Origin of the sequence: Nonomuraea dietziae (assembly GCF_014195505.1) — a bacterium.
In the GTDB taxonomy this organism is placed as follows: domain Bacteria; phylum Actinomycetota; class Actinomycetes; order Streptosporangiales; family Streptosporangiaceae; genus Nonomuraea; species Nonomuraea roseola.
Genome location: NZ_JACIBV010000001.1, coordinates 3845713 through 3869565 on the forward strand (window position 1 = coordinate 3845713; position 23853 = coordinate 3869565).

Annotated in this window: 26 protein-coding genes and 1 pseudogene; 3 read left to right on the top strand and 24 right to left on the bottom strand. The window is 68.8% G+C overall.

What is annotated here, in order from left to right; all coding sequences use genetic code 11:
- The 5 genes from FHR33_RS18295 to FHR33_RS18315 are packed head-to-tail and all read right to left on the bottom strand — an operon-like array spanning nt 1 to nt 5572.
- Entirely contained in the window at nt 1–288 is a 288-nt protein-coding gene (locus FHR33_RS18295) for a hypothetical protein (protein WP_183649054.1), read from the bottom strand.
- Entirely contained in the window at nt 281–1783 is a 1503-nt protein-coding gene (locus FHR33_RS18300) for a DEAD/DEAH box helicase (protein WP_183649056.1), read from the bottom strand. The genes FHR33_RS18295 and FHR33_RS18300 overlap by 8 nt, the downstream gene beginning before the upstream one ends.
- Nucleotides 1780–3258: a hypothetical protein gene (locus FHR33_RS18305; RefSeq protein WP_183649058.1), complete on the bottom strand. Its 1479-nt coding sequence runs from the start codon at nt 3256–3258 to the stop codon at nt 1780–1782. Before FHR33_RS18305 ends, FHR33_RS18300 begins: the two co-directional genes overlap by 4 nt.
- Nucleotides 3245–5146 carry an Hsp70 family protein gene (locus tag FHR33_RS18310; protein WP_183649060.1) on the bottom strand — a complete coding sequence of 634 codons (1902 nt, stop codon included), beginning with the start codon at nt 5144–5146 and terminating at the stop codon, nt 3245–3247. The genes FHR33_RS18305 and FHR33_RS18310 overlap by 14 nt, the downstream gene beginning before the upstream one ends.
- 15 nt (nt 5147–5161) lie before the next feature.
- Nucleotides 5162–5572, bottom strand: coding sequence for a hypothetical protein (locus tag FHR33_RS18315; RefSeq protein WP_183649062.1), 411 nt, complete (start codon nt 5570–5572; stop codon nt 5162–5164).
- Nucleotides 5573–5756: 184 nt separating this feature from the next.
- On the opposite strand from FHR33_RS18315, the gene FHR33_RS18320 reads away from it, so the two are divergent.
- Nucleotides 5757–7220 (top strand): aldehyde dehydrogenase family protein, encoded by a 1464-nt coding sequence (locus tag FHR33_RS18320; protein ID WP_183649064.1) that lies wholly within the window; start codon nt 5757–5759, stop codon nt 7218–7220.
- Nucleotides 7221–7365: 145 nt separating this feature from the next.
- Complete coding sequence (locus FHR33_RS18325; protein WP_246452003.1) at nt 7366–7917, top strand: TetR/AcrR family transcriptional regulator; 552 nt, start codon at nt 7366–7368, stop codon at nt 7915–7917.
- A gap of 161 nt (nt 7918–8078) precedes the next feature.
- Here the strand turns inward: FHR33_RS18325 and FHR33_RS18330 are convergent, their stop codons facing one another.
- The 5 genes from FHR33_RS18330 to FHR33_RS18350 form a co-directional block, all read right to left on the bottom strand.
- Nucleotides 8079–8396 carry an STAS domain-containing protein gene (locus FHR33_RS18330; RefSeq protein ID WP_183649070.1) on the bottom strand — a complete coding sequence of 106 codons (318 nt, stop codon included), beginning with the start codon at nt 8394–8396 and terminating at the stop codon, nt 8079–8081.
- Nucleotides 8397–8497: 101 nt separating this feature from the next.
- Nucleotides 8498–9091, bottom strand: coding sequence for a response regulator transcription factor (locus FHR33_RS18335; protein WP_183649074.1), 594 nt, complete (start codon nt 9089–9091; stop codon nt 8498–8500).
- On the bottom strand, nt 9088–10167 hold the full coding sequence (locus FHR33_RS18340; protein ID WP_183649077.1) for a sensor histidine kinase: 1080 nt from the start codon (nt 10165–10167) through the stop codon (nt 9088–9090). Before FHR33_RS18340 ends, FHR33_RS18335 begins: the two co-directional genes overlap by 4 nt.
- A gap of 13 nt (nt 10168–10180) precedes the next feature.
- Nucleotides 10181–10897: an ABC transporter permease gene (locus FHR33_RS18345; protein WP_183649081.1), complete on the bottom strand. Its 717-nt coding sequence runs from the start codon at nt 10895–10897 to the stop codon at nt 10181–10183.
- Entirely contained in the window at nt 10894–11844 is a 951-nt protein-coding gene (locus tag FHR33_RS18350) for an ABC transporter ATP-binding protein (protein WP_183649082.1), read from the bottom strand. Before FHR33_RS18350 ends, FHR33_RS18345 begins: the two co-directional genes overlap by 4 nt.
- 126 nt (nt 11845–11970) lie before the next feature.
- On the opposite strand from FHR33_RS18350, the gene FHR33_RS18355 reads away from it, so the two are divergent.
- Nucleotides 11971–12561 (top strand): cob(I)yrinic acid a,c-diamide adenosyltransferase, encoded by a 591-nt coding sequence (locus FHR33_RS18355; protein WP_183649085.1) that lies wholly within the window; start codon nt 11971–11973, stop codon nt 12559–12561.
- Between the two features lie 21 nt (nt 12562–12582).
- On the opposite strand, the gene FHR33_RS18360 is transcribed toward FHR33_RS18355, so the two are convergent.
- The 14 genes and pseudogenes from FHR33_RS18360 to FHR33_RS18425 form a co-directional block, all read right to left on the bottom strand.
- A complete protein-coding gene (locus FHR33_RS18360) occupies nt 12583–12960 on the bottom strand; it encodes a DUF2550 domain-containing protein (protein WP_221241146.1) in 378 nt (125 codons plus the stop codon).
- 25 nt (nt 12961–12985) lie between these two features.
- Entirely contained in the window at nt 12986–13390 is a 405-nt protein-coding gene (locus FHR33_RS18365) for a F0F1 ATP synthase subunit epsilon (RefSeq protein WP_183649088.1), read from the bottom strand.
- A 68-nt stretch (nt 13391–13458) separates the two neighbouring features.
- A complete protein-coding gene (gene atpD / locus FHR33_RS18370; RefSeq protein WP_183649091.1) occupies nt 13459–14892 on the bottom strand; it encodes a F0F1 ATP synthase subunit beta in 1434 nt (477 codons plus the stop codon).
- 1 nt (nt 14893) lies between these two features.
- The gene (locus FHR33_RS18375) at nt 14894–15796 is read right to left on the bottom strand and encodes a F0F1 ATP synthase subunit gamma (protein ID WP_183649094.1); all 903 of its coding nucleotides are present in this window, start codon (nt 15794–15796) and stop codon (nt 14894–14896) included.
- A 3-nt stretch (nt 15797–15799) separates the two neighbouring features.
- Nucleotides 15800–17450 (bottom strand): annotated as a pseudogene (gene atpA / locus FHR33_RS18380) (F0F1 ATP synthase subunit alpha).
- Nucleotides 17451–17473: 23 nt separating this feature from the next.
- Complete coding sequence (locus FHR33_RS18385; protein WP_183649097.1) at nt 17474–18283, bottom strand: F0F1 ATP synthase subunit delta; 810 nt, start codon at nt 18281–18283, stop codon at nt 17474–17476.
- The gene (locus FHR33_RS18390; protein WP_183649100.1) at nt 18283–18834 is read right to left on the bottom strand and encodes a F0F1 ATP synthase subunit B; all 552 of its coding nucleotides are present in this window, start codon (nt 18832–18834) and stop codon (nt 18283–18285) included. Before FHR33_RS18390 ends, FHR33_RS18385 begins: the two co-directional genes overlap by 1 nt.
- A gap of 35 nt (nt 18835–18869) precedes the next feature.
- Nucleotides 18870–19100 carry an ATP synthase F0 subunit C gene (gene atpE, locus FHR33_RS18395; RefSeq protein ID WP_183649102.1) on the bottom strand — a complete coding sequence of 77 codons (231 nt, stop codon included), beginning with the start codon at nt 19098–19100 and terminating at the stop codon, nt 18870–18872.
- 71 nt (nt 19101–19171) lie between these two features.
- Nucleotides 19172–19966, bottom strand: coding sequence for a F0F1 ATP synthase subunit A (atpB, locus tag FHR33_RS18400; protein ID WP_183649105.1), 795 nt, complete (start codon nt 19964–19966; stop codon nt 19172–19174).
- 69 nt (nt 19967–20035) lie between these two features.
- Complete coding sequence (locus tag FHR33_RS18405) at nt 20036–20251, bottom strand: AtpZ/AtpI family protein (protein WP_183649108.1); 216 nt, start codon at nt 20249–20251, stop codon at nt 20036–20038.
- 66 nt (nt 20252–20317) lie between these two features.
- Nucleotides 20318–20743, bottom strand: a complete 426-nt coding sequence (locus FHR33_RS18410; RefSeq protein WP_183649111.1) for a Cg1360 family ATP-synthase-associated protein — start codon at nt 20741–20743, stop codon at nt 20318–20320.
- 131 nt (nt 20744–20874) lie between these two features.
- Nucleotides 20875–22119, bottom strand: coding sequence for a glycosyltransferase family 4 protein (locus FHR33_RS18415; RefSeq protein ID WP_183649115.1), 1245 nt, complete (start codon nt 22117–22119; stop codon nt 20875–20877).
- A gap of 57 nt (nt 22120–22176) precedes the next feature.
- The gene (glyA, locus tag FHR33_RS18420) at nt 22177–23424 is read right to left on the bottom strand and encodes a serine hydroxymethyltransferase (RefSeq protein WP_183649118.1); all 1248 of its coding nucleotides are present in this window, start codon (nt 23422–23424) and stop codon (nt 22177–22179) included.
- A 46-nt stretch (nt 23425–23470) separates the two neighbouring features.
- Entirely contained in the window at nt 23471–23848 is a 378-nt protein-coding gene (locus tag FHR33_RS18425) for a hypothetical protein (protein WP_183649121.1), read from the bottom strand.
- Nucleotides 23849–23853: the final 5 nt, after the last annotated feature.

Genomic DNA, 23853 nt, shown 5'->3' on the forward strand with positions numbered 1-23853 from the left:
TCACATGGGGAGATCGTCGGCGTCGGGGTCGGGCACGTGACCGAGCACGCGTTCGGCCACGTCCCTGCAGAGCTGGTACTCCTGCTCCTGGTCCACCTTGACGAGCAGGAGCAGGACCCTGCCGATGCTGGACTGCTCGAACAGGCGCTGGTCGTCGGGTTGCGGGCGGTGGGTGACCGGCTCGAGCCTGTCGAGCAGGCGCTCACGGTCGAGCCGCCTCCGCCTGGCCGCCGCCGTGGTGCCGCGCAGGGGTTCGAGGGCGGCGCCCGGGTTGAACCTGTCAGCCATGGGGGTCCTCCGGCAGGAGCAGCAGGCCGGTCGCCTTCAGCAACGGGGTCTCGATCTCCCTCAGCTCCCTCTCGCTCTCGTTGAACCCGGTCAGCGCCTGCTGCCTGCGCCCCGACAGGTCCTTGATCTCCGACAGCCTCGGATCGCCTGCCAGGTCACGGACCTTGCCGTAGAGGATCCTGTTGACGCGCACACCCAGCAGGCGCGAGCGGTCGCGCTGCTCCTCCGCGGTGAGGTTCTCGTGCGGGCGCAGGTCGGCGGCGACCGCGGCCGGATCGAGGAACGGCTCCATGAGGCGCCTGATCGCCTCGAGCTCGGCCCTGTGGCGCGCGGGCACCGAGGGGTCGGCGAGGTACTCCTCGACCAGGCCGACGTAGCGGGCCACGGTGCCCTTCTCGTCGGCGAGCTCGCGCTCCTTGTCGACCAGCTCGAGCACCTCGCGCAGGGTGACGCCCTTCGCCGTCGCCACCCCGCGCTCCAGCTCCGCCACCGCCCTGTCGCGCTCGTCCTTGCCGGTGGCGAAGTAGTAGCCGATCAGCCCGCGGATCAGATGCGCGTCGCCGAGGTCGGCGTCGGCCGCCAGCGTCCTTTCCACCCTCGCGTCGAGCTCGCGCGGGTCGGGCGTGCCCTGCTCCCTCCATCGGCGCAGCAGGGAGACGACGTGGAGCAGCGCCGCGTGCGCCCGCAGCGCCACGGCCTCCTCGTCGCCGGCCTTCGCGGGACCGAGCTCGTCGAGGACCTGGCCGAGCCTGCGGTCGAGCTCGTCGAGCGGGCCGCTCTCCCAGTCGCAGGCGATCAGCCCGAGCGTCGCCTCCGCCCGTGAGTCCCGCGCCCGTGACTCGTGCGCCGCTCTGGCGAGCGAGCCCTCGAAGGAGCGTCTGGCGTCCTCGGCCCTGCCGTCGAACAGCGCCTGGACCCCGTTGACCAGCTGCAGGTCCTCGACGTGGGCGGGGATCTGGTCGGTCAGCTCGCCGAGCTCGCGCAGCTGGTCGAAGTAGTGCAGCGCGCCCTCGACCTCCCTGCGCCGCCAGTGCGCGACGGCCTTGTTCAGCGCGGCGATCGCGGCGATGAGCCTGGCCGGTCTGCGCTCCTCCAGCAGCGCCCTGTGCTGCTGGAACAGGTCGAGGACCTTGTCGTGCTGGTCGAGCCTGGCCTGCAGCCACAGATCGAGGTAGGCGGTGTGCCTGTCGTAGCCGTCGGCGGCGACCAGGTCGGCCACGCTGGCCGCGGCGGCGCCGTACATCGCGGGGTCGTAGCGGCCGAGCCTGGCCCTGACGTAGGCCTGGGCGAAGCGGGCGTCGCCGAGGGCGCGCCGCCTGATGCCTCCTGCGACGGCCTGACCGAGCAGCCGGTCGGCGCGGGCGAGGTCGTCGGGGTCGTCGCTGGGCAGCAGGGCCAGCGCCTCGTGCAGCGGGACGCGCCAGCGGTTGGGCTGGACGAGCGCGATGTAACCCACCAGCGCGATCACCAGGACGAGCAGGACGATCGTCGTCATGAGGGCCCCTCACCGAGCAGGAGGCGTTCGACCCCGGCCAGGCGCATGCCGTGGTCGTGGATCTGCCCGGCCGGCAGGTGGCCGCTCTCACGCATCCTGGTCAGGTCGGCCTTGATCCTGGCGACCAGCTCCCTGGCCTCCCTGATCCTGCCGAGGCGCAGGAACGTCTCGACGTAGTCGATCATCAGGTCGAACTGCCACCACATCAGCGTGTCGCCGTCGTGCAGCCAGGTGAAGACGAGTCTGTTGGCCCTGCGCGCGTCGCCCCTGTCGAGAAGGTAGCGGGCCAGGTCGTGAGCGCCTGCCCGCTGCTCGCGCGGGGAAAGCTGGTCGAAGGCGCGCAGGACGCTGTCGTCGAGGCGTCGCGCGAAGGAGGGGTCGACGGCCTCGACCAGCTGGGCCATGACCACCGCCCTGGAGTCGCGCACCAGCGCGAACTGCGCGGCGTAGGCCTCGCGCCTGCGCGGCTCCGCCAGGACGGCCCGCTCCAGCAGCTCCAGGCCCTCGAGCGGGTTGCCGAGCTCGTCGACCGCGATGGCGGCCGCCAGCAGCAGCAGCTCGTAGGAGGGGTCGTCGATGAGGACGGTCCTGGCCAGCTCCATCGCCTCCTTCGCCCTGCCCTGCGCGCGCAGCGCCGCCACGGTCGCGACGGGGTCCATCTCCTCGACGCAGCGTTCGAGCAGGTCGGCCAGGTCGGTGGGCGCCATGGTGGCGCGCGCCGACGGGTCATGGGCGAGCAGGGCGTCGATGGCGGCCAGCGCCTGCCGTACCGCCTCCAGCCTGCGCATCCAGCTCGGTAGCCGGCTCTCGCACCTGTCAGAGGAGTAGAGCGCCGAGCAGGCGGCTCTGGCCATCAGCTCGCCGGGCTCCCAGGAGGGCAGCCTGGCGAAGCAGCGCAGGCTCATGACGGCCAGCGCGTACATGTCCTCGGCCCTGCCGCTGTCGTCGCGAACACCCAGCAGCAGCTGGGGCGCGAGGTAGCAGATCCGCTCAGGCGCCATGAACAGCGCCCGCAGTGACGGCACGCCCCAGCGCGGCACCACCAGCAGCTGCGGGGTCCGATGGGTGAAGGCGATGTCGCTGGGCGTGGGCAGGAAGCCCGCGGCCCGCGCCCACCACCCCGGCACGGCCCGCAGCACCACCGCCATGTCGGTGAGCCTGCGGATGGGATGGGGGCTGGCCAGCGAGTCGGCCAGCGACCAGTCGGCGGCCAGCTCGTAGCAGACCACCTGGAACCACTGCCTGCCGATCTCCTGCTGGTCGCCGGCCAGGTGACGGATGACGGGAGCCACCCCCGGCCTGCGCGGCCTGGCTCTCAGCTCGTGCAGGCCGGCCCTGCCGCCCGCGTCGAGGTGGTCGTTGGGGATCAGCCGGTAGCAGCGCGGGCCGTTCGCCGCGGTGTAGACGGTCCCCCACATGCCCACCCCGACCAGGTGCGAGTCCAGCGCCGCGGCCACGTCCTCATCGTCTGGCATCGAAGGCTTCCTCCAGCCTGTCGCCGAGCTCCTCGAGCACATGCTCGGGGGCGCCCGACCTGATCGCGGAGGCGAAGTCCTCGTAGGCCGCGACCAGGGAGAGCGGCCCCCGCTCCTTGTCGAGGTGGTCGTGGACGCGCCTGACCAGCCGGGTGAACTCCCGTGGCACCTGGCCGAGGTCGAGCGCGGGCTCGTCGTCGTCGACGGGCCGCGGGATGGCGGACGACGGCGCGGGTGTGGGGGCGGCGGCCTGCCTCGGCGTCAGCCTGTCGTGGCCCGAGTAGAGCGCGAGCAGCGCCTGCCTGCGCTCGGCCAGCTCGTTGACCTGGCCGATGCTGGTGCTCTGCTCGAAGGTGGCCTCGTAGTCCCTGCCGGTGTTGACGTGCTTGACCCGCACCTCCAGCAGCCCGTTGATGTCGAGCGCGAACTCGACCTCGAAGTTGTGGTAGCCCTCGGGGCGCGGCTCGATGTCGGACAGGTGGATGGTGCCGACCAGGGTGGTGCCGTCCTCGTAGACGTACTTGCCCTCGCCCTGGTAGATCGCCGCCTCGATGTGCTCGGCCAGTGGCGGGTTGGTGTAGATCTTTTTCTGGCTCGCGGGGATCTTCGCGCCCCTACTGATCAGCGGGTCGAAGCGACCCTCCTGTACGGCCACGCCCAGCGTGTGCTCGGTGATCAGGGTGATCTTGAGCTCGTCCGCCTCGTCGCTGAGCCCGCCCTCCTCGGCTCTCGCCAGGTCGAACTCCTGCGAGGGCTCGAACTTGCGGGCCACGATCGCCGCGCCCCTGGCCACGAGCGTGTCGGGGTTGCCGTCGCTCCTGACGAACTCCTCGTCCTTGTCGAAGTACTCCAGCAGCATCTGGGTGACGCGCGGGATCCTGGTGGAGCCGCCGACCAGCAGCACCGCGTCGACGTCGGCCCTGTCGAGGCCCTTCTGCTCGGCGGCGAAGCGCAGCGCCTCCTCCACCTGCGCGAGCGTCTTGTCGAGGACGGGCCTGGCCAGCGCCTCGAAGGTGGGCCTGTCGAGCGTGAGCGTGACGCCGTCGTCGAGGGACATGGTCGCCTGCTCGCTGAAGGACAGCTCGCGCTTGGCGCCCTCGGCGGCGGCCTTGACCCGCATCGGGTCGCCCGCGCCCCCGCTGTGCTCCATCGCCCACGCGGCGATCGCGTCGTCGATGTCGCCGCCGCCGAGCCGCTGGTCTCCCGCGGTGGCCAGCACCACGATCTCCTCGTCGCGGGTCTCGATGATGGAGACGTCGAACGTGCCGCCGCCGAAGTCGAAGACCAGGTAGATCTGGCGCTCGGCCTCGCCCCTGTCGACGCCGTAACAGATGGCGGCAGCGGTCGGCTCGGGGATGAGCTGGCGGGGATAGAGCCCTGCCAGCAGCGCGGCCTCCTCGGTCGCCTTCTTCTGCCGCTCGGTGAAGTAGGCGGGCACGGTGACGACCGCGTCGCGGATCTGCCCGCCCAGCCTGGTTTCGGCGATCTCCTTCATCCGCATCAGGATCAGCGCGCTGACCTCCTGCGGCCTCAGCCACGCCCCGCCGAAGCGCACCTCGACAGGCTGGCCCACCTCACGCTCGCCCCTGACCCCGAAGGCGTCGAGTGAGGCCTCGGTGAACTCCGCGCCCATCTCGCGCTTGATCTCGATGATGGTCTCGGCGGGAGCGCCCTGCAGGCCGATGGCGTTCTTGGCCTCGTGACCGATGATGACACGCCCGTCTTCGGGCCCGAGCCTGACGACGGAGGGGGTCGCCGCTCCCTGCCTGTCGGCGATGGCGCCGTCATAGATGATCTCCGACTCGAACTCGTCGGCATTGTAGGCCGCGACGGCCGAGTAGGTGGTGCCCAGATCGATGCCGATGACGCGGTGGAGAGCGTCGTCCATGGATCCTCCGTGAGGTCAATCGTCGAGCATGGGGCAGTAGGTGTGATCAGCACTGAAGTCGGCGCGGGTCAGGTCGGAGGGGCGGTAGACCCGCTCGCCTCTGGACTCGAGGAACCTCTCGAGCTCGCGGCGCAGGACGGCCAGCCCGACGGCGCGCTCCTCGAAGACGGGAGCCCAGGTGGACTCCAGCCGCATGAGGGCCAGCGGCGGATGGTCGTCGTCGTGCTCGGCCCGCGCGGCGGCGCTCTCGAGGTTGATCGCGTGGGCCTCGACCATCTCCTGGACCCCTGCGTTGCGCGCCTTCAACCGGGCGTCGAGCCTGGCGGCGGCGGCTCTGATCTCCTCGGCGGTGGCCTCGGGCCCGACTCCCAGCCGGGCGTAGTGGGTGTGGTGGGGCAGCACGAGCGGAAGGGGGAAAAGCGACATGACGCCTTTCGGGGGAGCCGTGGATCTGGAATGCCATTGTTTTGCTCGCCTGTCAGGGCAGCAACCCCCTTCCGGATAAACAAGGGTCCGTGCAGGCCAGAGCGACAATCCGGTGGGCCGAAAATGTATTTTTCGGGCCGATATGACCCTTGTAAGTGAGTGGTTACGAATCTATCGTGGCGCCATGACTTTCGACTCGTTGAATCCGGCCACAGGCGAGGTCGTGGGAACGCATCCCCAGCACGACGCCGAGGCCGTAGGGCTGGCCGTCGCCAGGGCCGAGCAGGCGGCCGCCTGGTGGGCGGAGCTGGGCGCGGGCGAGCGCAGACGCAGGCTCCTCGACTACAAGGCGATCGTCACCCAGAACCTCAGGCCGCTGGCCGAGCTGGTCCACCAGGAGACGGGCAAGCCCAGGGGCGACGCCGTCCTGGAGATCGTCCTGACGATCACGCACCTCGACTGGGCCGCGCGCAACGCCGAGAAGGTGCTGGGCAGGCGCAGGGTCGCCACCGGCCTGATCGGGCTCAACCTGGCCGCGACGCTGGAGTACCTCCCGCTCGGCGTCGTGGGCGTGATCGGCCCGTGGAACTACCCCGTCTTCACCCCGATGGGCTCCATCTCCTACGCGCTGGCCGCGGGCAACGCCGTGGTGTTCAAGCCGAGCGAGCTCACCCCCGGCTGCGGCGTACGGCTGGCGGAGCTGTTCGCCCAGGCCGTGCCCGAGCACCCCGTCCTGCAGACGATCACAGGGCTCGGGGAGACAGGCGCCGCGCTGGCCGGCGACCCGAGGGTGAAGAAGGTCGCGTTCACCGGCTCCACCGCCACCGCCAAGCGGGTGATGGCTGCCTGCGCGCGCAACCTCACCCCGATCGTCGCCGAGTGCGGCGGCAAGGACGCCTTCATCGTCGACGCGGACGCCGACCTCAGGGCCGCGGCCGACGCCTGCCTGTGGGGAGCCTTGTCCAACGCGGGGCAGACGTGCGTGGGCGTGGAGCGCGTCTACGTCGTCGACCAGGTCTACGAGCCGTTCATGCGCGAGCTGAAGGAGCTGGCCTCGACAGTCAAGGCGGGCGAGCACTACGGGCCCATCACCATGCCCGCCCAGCTCGACATCATCAGGCGGCACATCGAGGACGCGGTCAAGACGGGCAAGGCGGTCAAGGGAGGGCCCGAGTCGGTGCGCGCGCCCTACGTCGATCCCGTCATCGTCGAGGACGTCCCCGAGGACTCCGCGGCGGTACGGGAGGAGACCTTCGGCCCGACCATCACCGTGCGCAGGACGAGGGACGCCAAGGAGGCGCTGGAGCTGGCCAACGCCTCCGCCTACGGGCTGGGCGGCACCGTCTTCTCCCGCGACACGCGCGGCGCCATGCGGCTGGCCAGGCTCATGCGCAGCGGGGCGACCGCGATCAACTCGGTCATCTCGTTCGCGGGAGTGCCCTCGCTGCCCTTCGGTGGCGTCGGCGACTCGGGGTTCGGCAGGATCCACGGCGCCGACGGCCTGAGGGAGTTCGCCAGGCCCAAGGCCATCGCCCGCCAGCGCTTCGCCCTGCCGGGAATGAACCTGACATCCTTCTCCCGCGCGCCCGGAGAACTTGAGCGACTGATCAGGATGGTGACCATCTTGCATGGGCGACGTAAGCGCTAATGTAAACACTCTTTCCCGAATGCGATCATCCATCCATAATTGTGGGCTCTGGGGGCTCACGATCATGCGGAACGGGTGGAATGTGAACCGGTCTTACCGGGGAATGTCGGCCGAGCAAAGGCTGGCTGACAGACGAGAGCGGCTGATGGCCGCCGCATACACGCTCTATGCGAAACCAGGATTCGCCGCCACGACCATCGAAAGGCTGTGCACGGAGGCCCGGATCTCCAATCGCGCCTTCTACGAATGTTTCGGCGGCAGGGAGGAGCTACTCCAGGCACTGCACGAACGGTGCGTCGACGAAACCATCGCCGCGGTCTCCAAGGCCCTGCAGGAGGCGCCCCAGGAACTCGACGAGCGCATCAGAGCCGGGATTTCCAGCTATATCGGTTTCGCGACGGCCGACTGGCGGCGAGCGCGCATCATGCACGTCGAAGTGCGCAGGTCAGGCGATGTTCTGACCGCCTCCAGGCAGCGGGCGATAGAGTCCTTCGCCCGCATGGTCGAGGACGTCACGGACAGCTTTCCCGACCCCGCTCCGGTCAATCGGCACCTGCTCGCACTCGGTGTGATAGGAGCGCTCCAGGAGCTACTCATCGAATGGGTACTGGCCGAGGAACCGCCTTCCATCGAGGAACTCGTCGCCGCGGCGGTCCATATCTTCCACAGATCCTTTTCCAACCAGGTGATCACTTAGCGTGATTGCGTGATCGGCTGCACCGGGGGATATTCACACCGCCCGGACGCCGGCCGGACCGGGCGATCAGGCACGGGCGAGGGCAGGGGCGGCTGATCGCACCCTGCCCTCGAATATGGTGTGGCCTCCGGCGCGCTCCCGACCACCGCCGGATGTCACTTTCAGGCCACCGCGGCCGCCGGCACCTCCACGCGCAACACTCGATTCAGCCGAGTCACCGCCAGCACCCGCATGATCCGTGGTGGCACTCCCCGAAGAACGAGACGGCGATCCGCGCTCAACGCGCGACGATGCGTGCCCACGAGCACACCGAGACCAGTGGAGTCGATCATCTCCAGGGTGGAGAGGTCGACGATCAGGTCGCCCTTGCCCGAATCGACCGCGTCGTGCAGATGCGGCCGTATCTCGGCAACGGTCCCCACGTCGAGCCGATGCCCGACATACACCACCTGTGCCCCCGGCTTCCCTCGGACCCGCATGCCACCTCCTCAGGTCACGCCGCCATTAAATCACGCAACGTAGTCATTCACTCTCGCAAGGTGAGAATCAACACACACCAGCCATGAGTACGGTTACCCACTCAGAGCCAACCCATGTCCCTCGCCATCCGAATTGCGGTGATTCGGTTGCTTGCGCCCAACTTCGTGATGGCGCTGGACAGGTAATTTCGCACCGTTCCCTCGGTGAGATGCATGGCCACGGAGATCTCCCCGACCGACAGGCCCGTGGCGGCCAGCTCCAGCGCTCCTCGCTCACGCTCGGTCAGCGGGCTCTCCCCCGCCATCATCGCCGAGGCGGCCATCTCGGGGTCCAGGTAGCGTCCGCCGTCGCGGACCTTCCTGATCGCCGCGGCCAGCTCGCTGGCGGAGGCGTCCTTGGGGATGAAGCCGCGCACCCCCGCCGCCAGCGCCCTGCGCAGGTAGCCGGGCCTGCCGAAACTCGTGAGGATGACGATCGCCTGGCCGGGGAGGGCCTCGGCGACGCTCAGGCCGTCCATGCCCGGCATCTCGATGTCGAGCACGACCACGTCGGGGCTGTGCGCCTCGACCGCGCCCACCACCTGGTCCCCCCTGCCGACCTGGACGACCACCTCGATGTCGGGCTCCAGGCCGAGCAGGGTGGCCAGCGCCTGCCGGATGAGGTGCTCGTCGTCGGCCAGCAATACCTTGATCATGCGGGAATCCTCGCCCTCACCGTGAACTGACCGTCGCTCTGTCCCGCCGTCAGCGCGCCGCCGTGCGCGGCGACCCGCTCGCTCATTCCCGCCAGGCCGCTGCCGGCCGTACCGCTGGGCGGCTTGGGGTGGTCGTTGCTCACGGTCAGCTCGACCCACCCGCCCGTGGAGGCGACCTTGATGCGGCAGCGGGTGGCGGCGCTGTGCCGCAGCACGTTGGTGCTGCTCTCTCGTACCAGCCAGGCCAGCAGCGTGCTCACCTCGTCGCCCAGCGCCGTATCCGGCAGTTCGAGGGCGCAGCTGATGCCCGCCGCCTCCATGACCGCCCTGACGCTGCGCAGCTCCGCGTTGAGGTCGACTGTGCGGTAGCCGCGGACGACCGAGCGGATCTCCTTGAGCGACTCGCGCGCCAGCCGCCTGACCTCCAGCATCTCCTCGGCCGCTGGGCCCGAGGCCAGGCGGGCGGCCAGCTCGCTCTTGACCGCGATGGCCGAGAGGCTGTGGCCCACCACGTCGTGCAGGTCGCGGGAGAAGCGCAGCCGCTCCTCGGTGACCGCCAGCTTGGCCTGGGCGTCCCTGCCCTCGAGCGAAGCCTTGACCACCGTCCAGAACCAGAACTGGAAGCGGTTGAGCCACACCACCATGCTGATCGTCGCGGCGTAGAAGACCACGGCGTGGGGCTGGAAGGCCGCGCACGCCACCGTCGCGATCAGGATCATCAGCGCGGCGGTGAACCTGGAGACGTGCAGACCGGCGAGCGCCCCCCAGGCCAGGGCCGCCATCGCGCCCGCGAACTCGGGCTCGCGGGTCATGATGAAGATCACCAGCGCCAGCACGCCCGTGATGACGACCTCGGTGCGGGCGTGCGTCCCCGTCACGGTGATCCTGGCGGCCCGCCAGTAGACGACGGTGAAGGCGGCGGCCGACGCCCCCGCCACCACCAGCTGCCATGGCGGAGGAGGACCGGGTGCCGTCGCCGTCCAGAACAGGCCCACCCACGGCAGCAGAGCGCCTCCTGCGACACTCCACATGGTGGCTCGCCTGAGGCGCTGGTATTCGGTCCTGCGATCGCTCATGGTGGGAGCCAACCTAGCCGTGCCTGGGATCCCAGCGGAACAGCCACTTCGCCAGCAGCCCCGCGACCACGAGCCAGGCGAGCAGCGCCCCGATCCAGGGCAGCGCCGCCGCCCAGGAGCCACCGCCGTAGCCCATCCGCATCATCTCCACGATCGGCGTCGTGGGCACCAGCCTGACGGCGAAGGGCATCTCCGACAGCGGGATGACGAGCGGGGAGCCCACCAGCGCCACGATCAGCACCGGCAGCACCGCGACCTGGGCCAGCTCGGCGTTCGGCGTGATCCCCGAGAAGGCGGCGGCCAGCAGCCCGAACACCGCCACGCCCAGCACCGCGGCCACCAGCATCATCGGCACGTTCTCCGGCAGACCACCGCCCGTGCGGTCGATCCACACCACCAGCAGCGCCACCTGCAGGACGAAGACCGCCAGCGCCGCCAGGCCGGCCCCGCCGAAGATGGCCACCGCCGAACCCTGGCCTCCGCGCAGCCGCTTGAGCACCAGCTCCTCACGCCGCGCGGTGAAGGAGTTGACGAGGTTCATGAAGACCGCGAAGGCGAGCAGCACCCCCGGCATCCCCGTCAGGATGAACGATTCGCTGCCGCCCTGCGAGAGCATCCAGGCGAACAGCAACGGCAGCAGCAGCACGTTGAAGACGGCCGTGGTGTTGCGGCCGAGCAGCTTCAGATCCATCCTGGCCAGCCGTACGGCGTGCAGCACGTCGGTTCTCATCGCTTGTCCTCCACCACTCGCAGGAAGGCGTCCTCGAGGGTGCCCCTGCGCACCTCGAGCCGCTCCAGGGTCAGTTCCATCTCGTCGGCCCAGGCCAGCAGCGCCCTGAGAGCGGGATGGGCCTCGCCGCGCAGGGTGTAGACGACGTGCCCGCGCTCGGACACGGGAGCCGCGCCGTCCAGGAAGGGCGGCTCGGCCGGACGCGGCAGCCTGAAGGTGATCTGGTCGCCGGTCGTGGCCACGACCTCGTCCACCGTGCCGTAGGTGTGGATCACGCCCTCGTGCATGATGGCGAGCCTGTCGGCCAGGCGCTCGGCCTCCTCCAGGTAGTGCGTGGTGAGCAGCACCGTGGTGCCGCGCTCCTTCAGCCCCCTGATGACCTCCCAGGTGGCCTGCCTGGCCTCGGGGTCCATGCCGGTGGTCGGCTCGTCGAGGAAGAGGACCTCGGGGCGCGAGAGCACCGCGAGGGCGAGGTCCAGCCTGCGCTTCTGACCGCCCGACAGCTGCCTGACCCTGGTCCTGGCCTTGTTGGCCAGCCCCACCAGCTCCAGGACGTCCTCCTTCACGGGCTGACGGCCCGCGTCGGCGCTCATCCCCCGCCAGACGTCGACGGTCTCGGCGACGGTCAGGTCACCGAAGAAGCCCGCCTCCTGCAGCATGATCCCGATGCGCGGGCGCAGCGCCCTGCGCTCCTTCATGGGGTCGAGCCCGAGGACCCTGACCATGCCGTCGCTCGCCCTGGTGAACCCCTCCAGGACCTCCATCGTGGTGGTCTTGCCCGCGCCGTTGGTGCCCAGCAGCGCGAACAGCTCCCCCTGGGGCACCTCGAAGGAGATCCCCCTCACCGCCTCGAAGCTTCCGTAGCGCTGCCGCAACCCCGCGACCTCGATCGCCGGTCCGCCCACCGCCCCGCGCTCCGCGGTGTCCGCCGCCTGTGTCGTCCTCATGCGTCCAAGTTTGCTGTGCGCGCCTTCCCGCCTGTAGTCACCGATATCACCGACCCCGTGTGACGATCACTCCGGTCGCACATGACATCTGTCATGAGGCGGGGAACCGTCTGCGATGCTGGGGTCATGACCCGCGCAGACAAGGACAAGCCGGTCGTCCTCTCCACCATCTACACCCGTACCGGAGACGACGGCACGACCGCGCTCAGCGACCTGAGCCGCACCTCGAAGACCGACCCCAGGCTCGCCGCCTACGCCGACGCCGAGGAGGCCAACGCCGCCATCGGCCTGGCCCTGGCGTACGGCACGCTCGCCCCCGAGATCGTCGAGGTGCTGGGCAGGGTCCAGAACGAGCTGTTCGACCTCGGCGCCGACCTGGCCACCCCCGCCGTCGACACGCCGGAGTTCCCTCCGCTGCGGGTGGAGCCCTCCTATGTCGCCTGGCTGGAGGAGCAGTGCGACCGCTTCAACGCCGAGCTGAACCCGCTGCGCAGCTTCATCCTGCCCGGCGGCGACCCCGCGACGGCCCAGCTGCACGTGGCCAGGGTGACGGTCCGCCGCGCCGAGCGCTCGGCCTGGGCGGCCATGCAGGCCTACAACGACATCAGCCCGCTGCCCGCCACGTACCTCAATCGCCTGTCGGACCTGCTGTTCATCCTGTGCAGGACCGCCCACGACGGCACCGAGATCCTGTGGAAGCCGGGAGGCACGCGATAACGGGAGCGCTCGGACGGCGCGTCAGGCGACGTCCAGATAGGCGCTCGGCGGCGCCGACTCCAGCCAGGCCAGGAAGCCGGTCAACGCGTCCTCCGACATCGCCAGGGAGATCGGCCCGCAGTCGACCGCCCACAGCCCGCCGTCGATGGGACGGCGGGCGGAAACAGTCAGGCCGCGCCTCGCGATAGCGTGGCGCGGCCTGAACAGCACACCCATGAAGGGGATCCAGTGGAGCTCCCCGTCGGCGTAGCGGGCTACTCCGCTGCGCCAGCCGTGGGAGCCGACCTTGATACGACACGGCACGCTCCCGCGGGAACGTGCCAGCGCGAAACCGCGGATCACCAGAAGAGCCGCGACCAGGAGGGCAGCGAGCAGTGCGTCCGTAAGAATCGTCAGCATCGCCGCCCCCGCCGGTTGTGAAAGATCAGACGTCCTCGCCGGCGGCCTGCAGCCGGGCCTTGGCACGCTTGGCCTCGACCGCCGCGTCGGCGTCATCCTGGTTCGCCTCGACCGAGGCCTGAGCCCTGGCCAGAGCGTCGCGGGCAGCCGCGACGTCCACCTCGGAGCCCAGCTCGGCCGCTTCGGCCAGCACGGACACCTCGTTGTCGGCCACGGAGATGAACCCGCCGTGCACCGCGGCCACGAGATCATCCTCGCCGCCGCCGCGCTTCACACGCAGGACCCCGCCCTCGACGAGTACGCCGAGCACCGGTGCGTGTTGAGGCATAATACCGATCTCGCCGTCCACGGTCTTGGCAATCACCATGTCGGCCTCGCCCGACCAGATCTCACGCTCCGGTGAGACGACCCCTACCCGTAGCTTCGCCACTTGTGTAGGTTCCTTTCCGATCTGATGCCGGCATCAGCACACCGTGCTGATGCCGGCACCGAAGGCGATTACTTGGAGAGTTCCTTGGCCTTGGCAACGGCCTGCTCGATGCCGCCGACCATGTAGAACGCCTGCTCGGGCAGGTGGTCGTAGTCACCGGCGCACAGACCCTTGAAGGAGGCGATGGTCTCGTCCAGCGGCACGTTCTCACCCGGCTGACCGGTGAACGCCTCAGCGGCGTACATCGGGTGGGAGAGGAAACGCTCGATGCGACGGGCGCGCTGAACGGTGACCTTGTCCTCTTCGGACAGCTCGTCGATACCGAGGATCGCGATGATGTCCTGGAGCTCGCGGTACTTCTGCAGGATCCGCTTGGTCTCCTGGGCCACCGCGTAGTGCTCGGCGCCCACGATCTGCGGGTCGAGGATGCGGGAGGTGGAGTCGAGCGGGTCCACCGCGGGGTAGATGCCCTTCTCCGAGATCGGCCGCGACAGAACGGTCTGCGCGTCGAGGTGCGCGAACGCGTTGTGCGGGGCCGGGTCGGTGATGTCGTCCGCGGGCACGTAGATCGCCTGCATCGAGGTGATCGAGTGACCACGCGTCGAGGTGATGCGCTCCTGGAGCACACCCATCTCGTCGGCCAGCGTGGGCTGGTAACCCACGGCGGACGGCATACGGCCGAGGAGGGTGGAGACCTCCGAACCGGCCTGCGTGAAGCGGAAGATGTTGTCGATGAACAGAAGCACGTCCTGCTTCTGCACGTCGCGGAAGTACTCCGCCATGGTCAGCGCGGAGAGCGCGACGCGAAGACGCGTGCCCGGCGGCTCGTCCATCTGACCGAAGACGAGAGCGGTGTCCTTGAGGACGTCCGCCTCCTCCATCTCCAGCCAGAGGTCGTTGCCCTCACGGGTACGCTCACCGACGCCCGCGAAGCAGGAGGTGCCACCGAAGTTACGAGCGACTCGGCGGATCATCTCCTGGATCAGAACGGTCTTGCCGACACCGGCGCCACCGAACAGGCCGATCTTCCCACCCTGCACGTACGGCGTGAGCAGGTCGATGACCTTGATGCCGGTGACCAGCATCTCGGTACGCGACTCGAGCTGGTCGAAGGCGGGAGCGGGGCGGTGGATGCCCCACTTCTCGGTGACCTGGAGCGAGGAGGTCGGCACGTCCAGGGACTCACCGAGCGCGTTCCACACGTGGCCCTTGACGACGTCGCCGACCGGCACCGAGATGGGCTGGCCGCTGTCGCTGACCGCCGCACCGCGGACCAGGCCGTCGGTGGGCTGCATGGAGATGGCCCTGACGATGTTGTCGCCGAGGTGCTGGGCGACCTCAAGGGTCAGCGTCTTGGTCTCGCCGCCGAGGGTGACCTCGACGTTGAGGGCGTTGTAGATCTCGGGCATGGCCTCGACGGGGAACTCCACGTCGACGACGGGACCCGTGACGCGAGCCACGCGGCCCGTGCCGGTCGTGGTCTCAACAGTCTCTGCAGTCATTTCACTCTTTCCCCGCTGCGGAGTCAGCCAGCGCGTTGGCGCCACCGACGATCTCGCTGATTTCCTGGGTGATCTCGGCCTGGCGAGCCTGGTTCATCTGCATGGTGAACACGCGGATCAGCTCGTTGGCGTTGTCCGTCGCCGACTTCATGGCCCGGCGACGCGAAGCCTCTTCCGACGCCGCCGCCTGGAGCAGCGCGCTGAAGATGCGCGACTCCACGTAACGCGGCAGCAGCGAGTCGAGGACGTCGCCCGCGGTGGGCTCGAACTCGAAGTACGGCGGAATGGTCTCGGACGCCTGCGCCTCGGACTCCTCGACCTCCAGCGGCAGGACGCGCTTGACCGCGACGTTCTGCGTGAGCATGGAGACGAACTCCGTCGAGACGATGTGGATCTCGTCGATCCCGTTGTCGTCCTTGAACGCGTCGATCAGCGTGTTCGCGATCTCCTTGGCGTCGGCGTAGGCCGGCTTCCTGGAGAACCCGACCCACTGGCCGCCCATCTCCCTCTGACGGAAGGAGTGCCAGGCGACGCCCTTGCGGCCGGTCACGAAGGGCACCACAGTCAGGCCGCGCTCTTCGAGCAAGCCGCGCAGGGCCTCGGCCTCGCGCAGGATGTTCGCGTTGTAGCCACCACAGAAGCCGCTGTCGCTGGTCACGATCAGCACACCGGCGCGAGCCGGCTTCTCCTTGACGACGGTCAGCGGATGGTCGACGGCGCCGGTGTTGCTGACGACGCCCGTGACGGCGCGAGTGATCTCGCGCTCGTACGGCACGGCCGCCTGCATCCGCTGTTGCGCCCTCGCGATCCGTGAGGAGGCGATGAGCTCCTGGGCGCGCGTGATCTTGGCGGTCGACTTGACCGACTTGATCCGCCGCCTCAGCAGCCTTAGCTGGGCACCCATCGGCTACTTCTTCTCTGCCGGGCGGACGACCTTGCGGATCTTCTCCTGGCCGACCTCGTCCGCGCCGAGCGCCGCGACGGGCTCGTCGTGGATGAGCAGCTCGCCGTCGGACGTGGTGAAGCCCTTCTTGAACTCCGTGATGGCGTCCTTGAGGCTGGTCACCGTGTCGTCGGACAGATCCCTGGTCTCACGGATGGCGTCGAAGACGCCCTTGTGACCGCTCTGCAGGTAGTCGAGGAACTCCGCCTCGAACCTGCGCACGTCGCCGACCGGGACCTCGTCGAGTTCGCCGGTGGTGCCGGCCCCAGACCGAGACGACCTGCTTCTCGACGGGGAACGGGGAGTACTGCGGCTGCTTGAGCAGCTCGACCAGGCGCATGCCGCGCTCGAGCTGGGCGCGGGAGGCCGCGTCGAGGTCGGAGGCGAAGGAGGCGAAGGCCTCCAGGTCGCGGTACTGCGACAGCGACAGACGCAGCGTGCCCGCCACCTTCCGCATCGCCTTGACCTGCGCCGAGCCACCGACTCGGGAGACCGACACACCGACGTTGATGGCCGGACGCACACCCGCGTTGAACAGGTCGGTCTCGAGGAAGCACTGGCCGTCGGTGATGGAGATGACGTTGGTGGGGATGAACGCCGAGACGTCGTTGCCCTTGGTCTCGATGATCGGCAGACCGGTCATCGAGCCGCCACCCATGTCGTTCGACAGCTTCGCGCAACGCTCGAGCAGACGCGAGTGCAAGTAGAAGACGTCGCCGGGGAAGGCCTCACGGCCCGGCGGACGACGCAGCAGCAGCGAGACCGCGCGGTAGGCGTCGGCCTGCTTGGTCAGGTCGTCGAAGACGATCAGGACATGCTTGCCCTGGTACATCCAGTGCTGCCCGATGGCAGAGCCGGTGTAGGGGGCGATGTACTTGAAGCCGGCGGCGTCGGAGGCGGGAGCGGCGACGATGGTGGTGTACTCCATCGCGCCCGCCTCCTCCAGGCGAGCCTTGACCTGCGCGATCGTCGAGCCCTTCTGGCCGACGGCGACGTACACGCAGCGAACCTGCTTCTCGGCGTCGCCGGTCAGCCAGTTCTCACGCTGGTTGAGGATGGTGTCGACGGCCAGGGCGGTCTTGCCCGTGCCACGGTCACCGATGATCAGCTGGCGCTGGCCGCGGCCGACGGGCGTCATGGCGTCGATCGCCTTGAGGCCGGTCTGCAGCGGCTCCTTCACCGGCTGACGCTGGACGACACTGGGCGCCTGCAGCTCGAGGGCGCGACGGCCCTCCGCCTCGATGGTGCCCTTGCCGTCGAGCGGGTTGCCCAGGGGGTCGACCACGCGGCCGAGGAAGTTGTCGCCGATCGGCACCGACAGGACCTCGCCGGTCCTGCGGACCGTCTGGCCCTCCTCGATCTTGCTGAAGTCGCCCAGGATGACGACACCGATTTCACGGGTGTCGAGGTTCAGTGCCAGGCCGCGCGTGCCGTCCTCGAACTCGAGCAGCTCGTTCGCCATCGCCGAGGGAAGGCCGGAGACATGGGCGATGCCGTCGCCACAGTCGACGACGGTCCCGATCTCCTCGCGCGCGGCGCCTTCCGGTTCGTACGCCTGGACGAAGCGCTCAAGCGCGTCCCGGATCTCGTCCGGCCGGATCGTAAGCTCCGCCATCTCTTCTCTGTCTCCCTATTCGCCTAGCCGGCCAACCGGCGGCGGACTTCTTCGATTCGTCCCGCGATGGTGGTGTCGATGACCTCGTCGCCGATGCGAACCGAGAAACCACCGAGCACTCGCGGGTCCACCTCGACGTTCACGTGAACGTCACGGCCATAGGAGGTGCGCAGCCACGCACCCAGACGCTGCTTCTGCTCGTCGGTCAGCGCCACAGCGCTGCGGACCACGGCCACCAGTCGCTGACGCTGTGCCGCGACGAGACTGGAATACTGCTCCAGCCCTGTCTCCAGGCTACGTCCTCTTGGGTGCACTGCCAGCTGCGTGATGAGGCGCAGGCTGGAGGCGGCGACCTTTCCGTCGAGCAGACCCGTCAGCAGCCGCTCCTTGCCTTCGGCGGGCGCGGCCGGGTCGGCCAGCGCGCGACGCAGGTCAGGGTTGGCGGCGACGATGCGGCCGAAGCGGAAGAGCTCGTCCTCCACGTCGTCCAGACGCCCTTCGGACTCGGCCTGCGCGGCCGAGGCGACGACGCTGAGCCGCTCGAGCGAGTCGGCGAGGTCTCCGGAGCGCGACCACTTGGCCTCGACCGCCGCGACGACGGTCTCCAGCGCGGCCTCGCTGACCTTGCCTTCGAGCAGCATGCGGGCGACCTGGGCCTTCTGGGCCGCGGGCCGCGCCGGGTCCGACAGGCTCCGGCGCAGTCCGTGCTCACGGTCGAGCAGGTCGGCGACGGAGCTGAGGTCCTCAGCAAGGCGTCCGAAGTCCGCCGATGCCGCGACAGCGTTGAAGCGCTCCTCGACAGCGGCCAGCGAACTCCTGCTCAGACCACGCATCAGCGCACCGCCTGCGCAGAGGAGCTCTCCAGCTCGTCGAGGAACCTGTCGACGGTGCGACGCTGACGCGCCTCGTCCTCGAGGGACTCGCCGACGATGCGGGTGGCGAGGTCGGTCGACAGGCGACCGATCTCGGTGCGCAGCTGGGCGAACGCCTGCTGGCGGTCGGCCTCGATCTGCGCGTGCGCCGCCTCGACGATGCGGCGCGCCTCGGCCTGGGCCTCCTCGCGGAGCTCGGCCTTGATCTGGGCGCCCTGCTCGCGAGCCTCCTCGCGAAGGCGGGACGCCTCGTGCCTGGCCTCGGCCAGCTGGTCGCGGTACTGCTTCAGCAGCACCTGCGCCTCGGCCTGGGCGTCCTCCGCCCTCTTGATGCCGCCCTCGATCGCGTCGGTCCGCTCGGCCAGAGTCTTCTGGATGCGCGGGGTGAGGATCTTACCGACGACGAGGAAGACGACGAAGAACGCGAAGATGCCCACGACCAGCTCGTACACGTGCGGGAGCAGCGGGTTGGCGCCGCCCTCCGCCGCGAGGAGCGAAGCTGCCGTATTCATGGATGCAGCCTTTCGTCAGGGGTACTTCTGGATCGTCAGATGGCCTGGAAGATGAACGGGGCGACCAGACCGATCAGGGCCAGGGCCTCGGTGAGGACGAAGCCGAGCAGCATGTTCTGGCGGATCAGACCGTAGGCCTCGGGCTGACGCGCGATGGCCTGCACGCCCTGACCGAAGATGATGCCGACGCCGATGCCGGGGCCGATGGCGGCGAGACCGTAGCCGATGGCGGTGACGTTGCCGGAGACCTCAGCGAGAAGGCTCATTGCTGTTTTCCTTTACTTGGTCGGCCGGTGATGCGGTGTATCACCGGTCTGGATATACCGGTAGATGGTTCTTAGTGCTCCGGGTGCAGGCTGTTGCCGATGTACATGGCGGCCAGCATCGCGAAGAGGAACGCCTGCAGGAACATGATGAACAACTCGAAGCCGGTCATGATGATCGTCATCAGGACACCGAGCACGCCGATGGGAGCGCCGAGCGGGCTCAGCTGCTCGAACAGGAACCAGAAGCCGACCATGCTGAAGAAGGCGATGAGCATGTGGCCGGCGAACATGTTGGCGAAGAGCCGCACAGCGTGCGTGAAGGGCGCGATGATCATGTTCGAGAGGAACTCGATCGGCGCCAGCAGAACGTAGATGAACTTGGGGAGCCCCGGCGGGAACATCATGTTCTTGAAGTAGCCGCCGACGCCCTGCGTCTTGAAGCCGAGGTAGAGCTTCAGCACGTAGACCGAGACGGCCAGGACGATCGGGAAGGCGATGTGCGAGGCGACGGGGAACTGGGCGACGGGGACGACACCCATCATGTTCCAGACCCAGATCACGAAGAACATGCTGAGCAGCAGGCCCATGAACCGGTCGGCGTCCTTGCCCAGGAAGGGCCGGGCGACCTGGTCGCGCACGAACATGTAGCCGAACTCGGCGACGTTCTGGACGCCCCTGGGCACGATCTTCGGGTTGGAGAAGGCGGCCCACAGGAAGCCCAGCACGATGATCGAGCTGAGGATCGCCAGAAGCACGGGCTTGGTGAACCAGTCGACCCCGGCGATGATCGGGGGGAGTTGGAACAGTTCGTCCGGCGTCGGCGCCTTGAACTGATCAGGGTCGGCGAGGAGCGTCAGCGCGATCACGCGGCGTTCCCTTCAGCGTGGTAGGTGGTCACAACGAGTTCCTTAGGCGGGCGGGACCGCCGCGCGGAGTTAGCGGCCGTGCTTCCGGTAGACCAGGTAGACGGCGAGCACTGTCCCCAGGACGACGCCTATGGGGAAGAACGCGGACGTGTCGAGCCACCGGTCCAGCAACCAGCCAGCACCGCCGTAGAAAACCATCCCGGAGAGCAGGTAGCTGGGAATCGACCACGCGGCGTTGGCGAAGTCGCGGCCGTCGTCCTCGGGCCGGCGTTTCTCTTCGCTCATCGCGCGCCCGACGATAGCAGGCACAGGCAGGACTAGTCATATCGGGCCCCGTTACTTTACCGGGGTTCATGACTTCTTCTCCTGGCCCGGCACAGTGGCCTCGGGGTCGACGTACAGCATCTTGGTCTTGATGAAGGCTCGCACCTCACCGGCGGTCCAGACGATGGTGCCGACCACGACCGTCCACGCGAACGCCTTCGGGTTCCATGCGGTCGTGTCGCCGAAGGCTCGCAGCATCGCCATGATGACCACGACCTTGACGAGATAGCTGACCATGGCGGAGATGGCCATCATCTGGGGAGAGACGCGGGCGGCATAGGACACCGCTACCACGCTGACGCTGAAGAAAACCGCCACGAGGGCGAGTCCGACGACCGCGCCGAGCGCGCCCTTTCCGCCAGCCACCAGGAAGGCCACGATGACAGCGACGGCTCCTACCACGAGGGTGGGCAGCGCGGCGCTCCTGAGGACGCGCACGTCGTTGGCCTGCATCGGTGCTCCAGACAGCTAGTTAACAAGCGAGCGATTGCTACCCCATGAGCCGTGCACCACGGGGGCCCTGCTCGTGAAAGATATCACAAGCTCACGTATGACCGCTTTTACCTGCCATTTCTAGTTCCCGATCAAGAACGCGCGGGAAACACCGGGACAACGGAGGCATCTTCTTTCGCGGGGTACACCTGCTGGAACTCCGCCCTGACGGGCGGCATGGGTCCCGTGGGAGGGCCGTCGTCATCGTCGTCGGGGGTGTCCTTGCGCTTGGCCGCGTGCGCGCCGCCGCGCCCCCTCCACCGGGGCAGCGAGAAGAGCACCAGGACGGCCAGCGCGATCACGATCACGATCGGGAAGTACACGACCGGCACGCCGCTCACCGACATGCCGACGAGGCCGAGCGCGAACCCCGACGTCCACGCGTACATGATGAGCACGGTGCGCCGGTGGGAGTGGCCGATGTCGAGCAGGCGGTGGTGCAGGTGGCCGCGGTCGGGCGCGAACGGCGACAGACCCATCGAGGTGCGCCTGACGACCGCGCTGATGAGGTCGATGAGCGGAAGCACCATCACCGCGGCGGGCAGCAGGATCGGCATCAGCGCGCCGAACCTGTTCATGCCCTCGATCACCTCCGAGTCGACGGGCGTCACCGTGACCAGCGAGGAGGCCAGGACCAGGCCCAGCAGCATCGCGCCCGTGTCGCCCATGAAGATCTTGGCGGGGTGGAAGTTGTGCGGCAGGAAGCCCAGGCACATGCCGATGAGCACGGCGGTGATGGCCGCGGTGGTATTGATCCTGTTGAGCTCGATGTTCTGGTCGAGGAAGATCGCGTAGACCCAGGTGGCGGCCGCGGCGATGCCCACGATGCCCGCGGCGAGGCCGTCGAGGCCGTCGACGAAGTTGACGGCGTTGATGGCGACGACCACGACCAGGATCGTGATGACCGCGGACAGGTCGGGCGGCAGGCTGATCGTCTCGCCGTTCACCCACGGCACCCATGGCAGGGCCAGCCCGAAGTAGACCAGCACTCCCGCCGCGCCGATCTGGCCGCCCAGCTTGATGAAGGGGTCCATGCCCCACCAGTCGTCGAGGAAGCCGGTCAGCGTGATGAGGCCGCCCGCGGCGATCAGCGCGATCACCGTCTGGTCCTGGCCCAGCACCTCGCCCGTCTTGTCGAGCTGGGTGGCGGCCAGCAGGCCCGCCACGAGCCCGCCGTACATCGCGAGCCCGCCCAGGCGCGGGGTCGGGACGGTGTGCACGTCGCGATCTCGCACCTCGGGCATGGCTCCGATGCGGATGGCGAACCGCCGGACCAGCGGGACCAGCAGGTACGTCACCGCCGCCGCTACCAGTGCCATGAAGAGGTATTCGCGCACGGACCTAGTTTCCCGGATGCATCGGCCAGCTGTGACCGGAAATCGACACAGATCACCTTATAATTCACTGAGATAAGGCTGATGTTTCGCCACCAGCTCGGACACCCTTTCCCGCACTTCATCCGCAGTTTCTGGATATCTCACGGCGCGCGAGACCAGCGTGCCCACCTCTCTGAGCTCCTCCACCCCCATCCCCTGAGTCGTGACGCAGGGGGTCCCCACGCGCAGCCCCGAGGTGATCGCGGGCGGCTCGGGGTCGTAGGGGATGGCGTTGCGGTTGAGCGTGATGCCCGCCGCGGCGCAGCGCCGTTCGGCCTCGGCCCCCGTTACGCCGAGAGCGCGCAGGTCGATCAGCGCGAGGTGCGTGTCGGTGCCGCCGGACACGGGACGCATCCCCTCCAGCGCTTCGCACAGGGTTCTCGCGTTCTCGACGACCCTTCGCCCGTAGTCGGCGAACTCGGGACGCATCGCCTCACCGAACGCGACGGCCTTCGCCGCGATGGCGTGCATGAGCGGACCGCCCTGCACGAAGGGGAAGACCGCCCTGTCGACCTTCGCGGCCAGCTCGGCCGTGCACAGGATGCCGCCGCCGCGCGGCCCGCGCAGCGCCTTGTGCGTGGTGAACGTGACCACGTCCGCGTACGGCACCGCCGAGGGGATCGTGCCCGCCGCCATGAGGCCGATGGTGTGCGCGACGTCGGCCATCAGCCACGCGCCCACCTCGTCGGCGATGCCCCTGAAGATGCCGAAGTCGATCAGGCGTGGGTAGGCCGTCGCGCCGCACACGATCAGCTTCGGCCTGCGCCTGCGCGCCAGGTCGCGCACCTCGTCGTAGTCGATCAACTCGGTGTCGCGCCGTACGCCGTAGGACACCACGTCGAACCAGCGGCCGGAGAAGTTCACCTTCGAGCCGTGGGTGAGGTGCCCGCCGTGCGGCAGCGCCATGGCCAGCATCGTGTCGCCGGGCTGGAGCAGCGCGGCGTAGGCGGCCAGGTTGGCGCTGGCCCCCGAGTGCGGCTGCACGTTGGCGTGGTCTGCTCCGAACAGCGTGGTCGCCCGCCGCACCGCGAGCCGTTCGGCCCTGTCCACGACCTCGCAGCCACCGTAGTAGCGCCTGCCGGGGTAGCCCTCGGCGTACTTGTTGGTCAGCGTCGAGCCCAACGCGGCCAGGACGGCGGGCGAGGTGAAGTTCTCGCTCGCGATCAGCTGCAGGCCGCCGCGTACCCGATCGACCTCGTCGAGCAGCACCTGCGCGATCTCGGGATCCTCACGCTGGAGGGCCCCGAAATCCGGGCCGTAGTACATCCATCCACTGTAGGCACGAATGCTCCGTTTTCCCACAAGGCGGGGATCAGGAGAAGGCGTGTGGCGCCCCAGCGGAGGCGGGCACCCAGCGCGGGGTGTCGGCGGCCTGGTCGCTGATGGCCGTCAGCACCGCCTGCCGGTACAGCCCCAGCCTGTTACGCCACTCGGCCAGGTCCTCCACGTAACGCGACCCGACGGGGGCCTCCCACGTCTGCGGGCTGCGAGCCAGCTGGTAGGCCTTGTCCAGGCTGGCCGTCAGCGTCTCCAGCATGGGCAGCACGGTCTGCCAGGCGGTGACCAGGCGCTGGTAGTCGGGGTTGAACTCCCACACTCTCGGCTGGCCGTCCAGGGGGCTTCCCGAGGTGGTCACGGGCGGCTGCTCGCCTGGCTGGCGCGGTTGCGGGGCCGGTGGGTCGACGTACATGCGCA

Coding starts and splice junctions, on each gene's coding strand:
- FHR33_RS18315 (WP_183649062.1), bottom strand. CDS start 5,572: ATGTCGCTTTTCCCCCTTCCGCTCGTGCTGCCCCACCACACCCACTAC.
- FHR33_RS18350 (WP_183649082.1), bottom strand. CDS start 11,844: ATGAGGACGACACAGGCGGCGGACACCGCGGAGCGCGGGGCGGTGGGC.
- FHR33_RS18410 (WP_183649111.1), bottom strand. CDS start 20,743: ATGCAGGCCAACGACGTGCGCGTCCTCAGGAGCGCCGCGCTGCCCACC.
- FHR33_RS18385 (WP_183649097.1), bottom strand. CDS start 18,283: ATGCGTGGTCTGAGCAGGAGTTCGCTGGCCGCTGTCGAGGAGCGCTTC.
- FHR33_RS18325 (WP_246452003.1), top strand. CDS start 7,366: ATGGCCGCCGCATACACGCTCTATGCGAAACCAGGATTCGCCGCCACG.
- FHR33_RS18320 (WP_183649064.1), top strand. CDS start 5,757: ATGACTTTCGACTCGTTGAATCCGGCCACAGGCGAGGTCGTGGGAACG.
- FHR33_RS18390 (WP_183649100.1), bottom strand. CDS start 18,834: ATGAATACGGCAGCTTCGCTCCTCGCGGCGGAGGGCGGCGCCAACCCG.
- FHR33_RS18335 (WP_183649074.1), bottom strand. CDS start 9,091: ATGATCAAGGTATTGCTGGCCGACGACGAGCACCTCATCCGGCAGGCG.
- atpD (WP_183649091.1), bottom strand. CDS start 14,892: ATGACTGCAGAGACTGTTGAGACCACGACCGGCACGGGCCGCGTGGCT.
- glyA (WP_183649118.1), bottom strand. CDS start 23,424: ATGTACTACGGCCCGGATTTCGGGGCCCTCCAGCGTGAGGATCCCGAG.
- FHR33_RS18405 (WP_183649108.1), bottom strand. CDS start 20,251: ATGAGCGAAGAGAAACGCCGGCCCGAGGACGACGGCCGCGACTTCGCC.
- FHR33_RS18340 (WP_183649077.1), bottom strand. CDS start 10,167: ATGAGCGATCGCAGGACCGAATACCAGCGCCTCAGGCGAGCCACCATG.
- FHR33_RS18330 (WP_183649070.1), bottom strand. CDS start 8,396: ATGCGGGTCCGAGGGAAGCCGGGGGCACAGGTGGTGTATGTCGGGCAT.
- FHR33_RS18345 (WP_183649081.1), bottom strand. CDS start 10,897: ATGAGAACCGACGTGCTGCACGCCGTACGGCTGGCCAGGATGGATCTG.
- FHR33_RS18355 (WP_183649085.1), top strand. CDS start 11,971: ATGACCCGCGCAGACAAGGACAAGCCGGTCGTCCTCTCCACCATCTAC.
- atpE (WP_183649102.1), bottom strand. CDS start 19,100: ATGAGCCTTCTCGCTGAGGTCTCCGGCAACGTCACCGCCATCGGCTAC.
- FHR33_RS18360 (WP_221241146.1), bottom strand. CDS start 12,960: ATGCTGACGATTCTTACGGACGCACTGCTCGCTGCCCTCCTGGTCGCG.
- FHR33_RS18375 (WP_183649094.1), bottom strand. CDS start 15,796: ATGGGTGCCCAGCTAAGGCTGCTGAGGCGGCGGATCAAGTCGGTCAAG.
- FHR33_RS18305 (WP_183649058.1), bottom strand. CDS start 3,258: ATGCCAGACGATGAGGACGTGGCCGCGGCGCTGGACTCGCACCTGGTC.
- FHR33_RS18425 (WP_183649121.1), bottom strand. CDS start 23,848: ATGTACGTCGACCCACCGGCCCCGCAACCGCGCCAGCCAGGCGAGCAG.
- FHR33_RS18310 (WP_183649060.1), bottom strand. CDS start 5,146: ATGGACGACGCTCTCCACCGCGTCATCGGCATCGATCTGGGCACCACC.
- FHR33_RS18300 (WP_183649056.1), bottom strand. CDS start 1,783: ATGACGACGATCGTCCTGCTCGTCCTGGTGATCGCGCTGGTGGGTTAC.
- FHR33_RS18295 (WP_183649054.1), bottom strand. CDS start 288: ATGGCTGACAGGTTCAACCCGGGCGCCGCCCTCGAACCCCTGCGCGGC.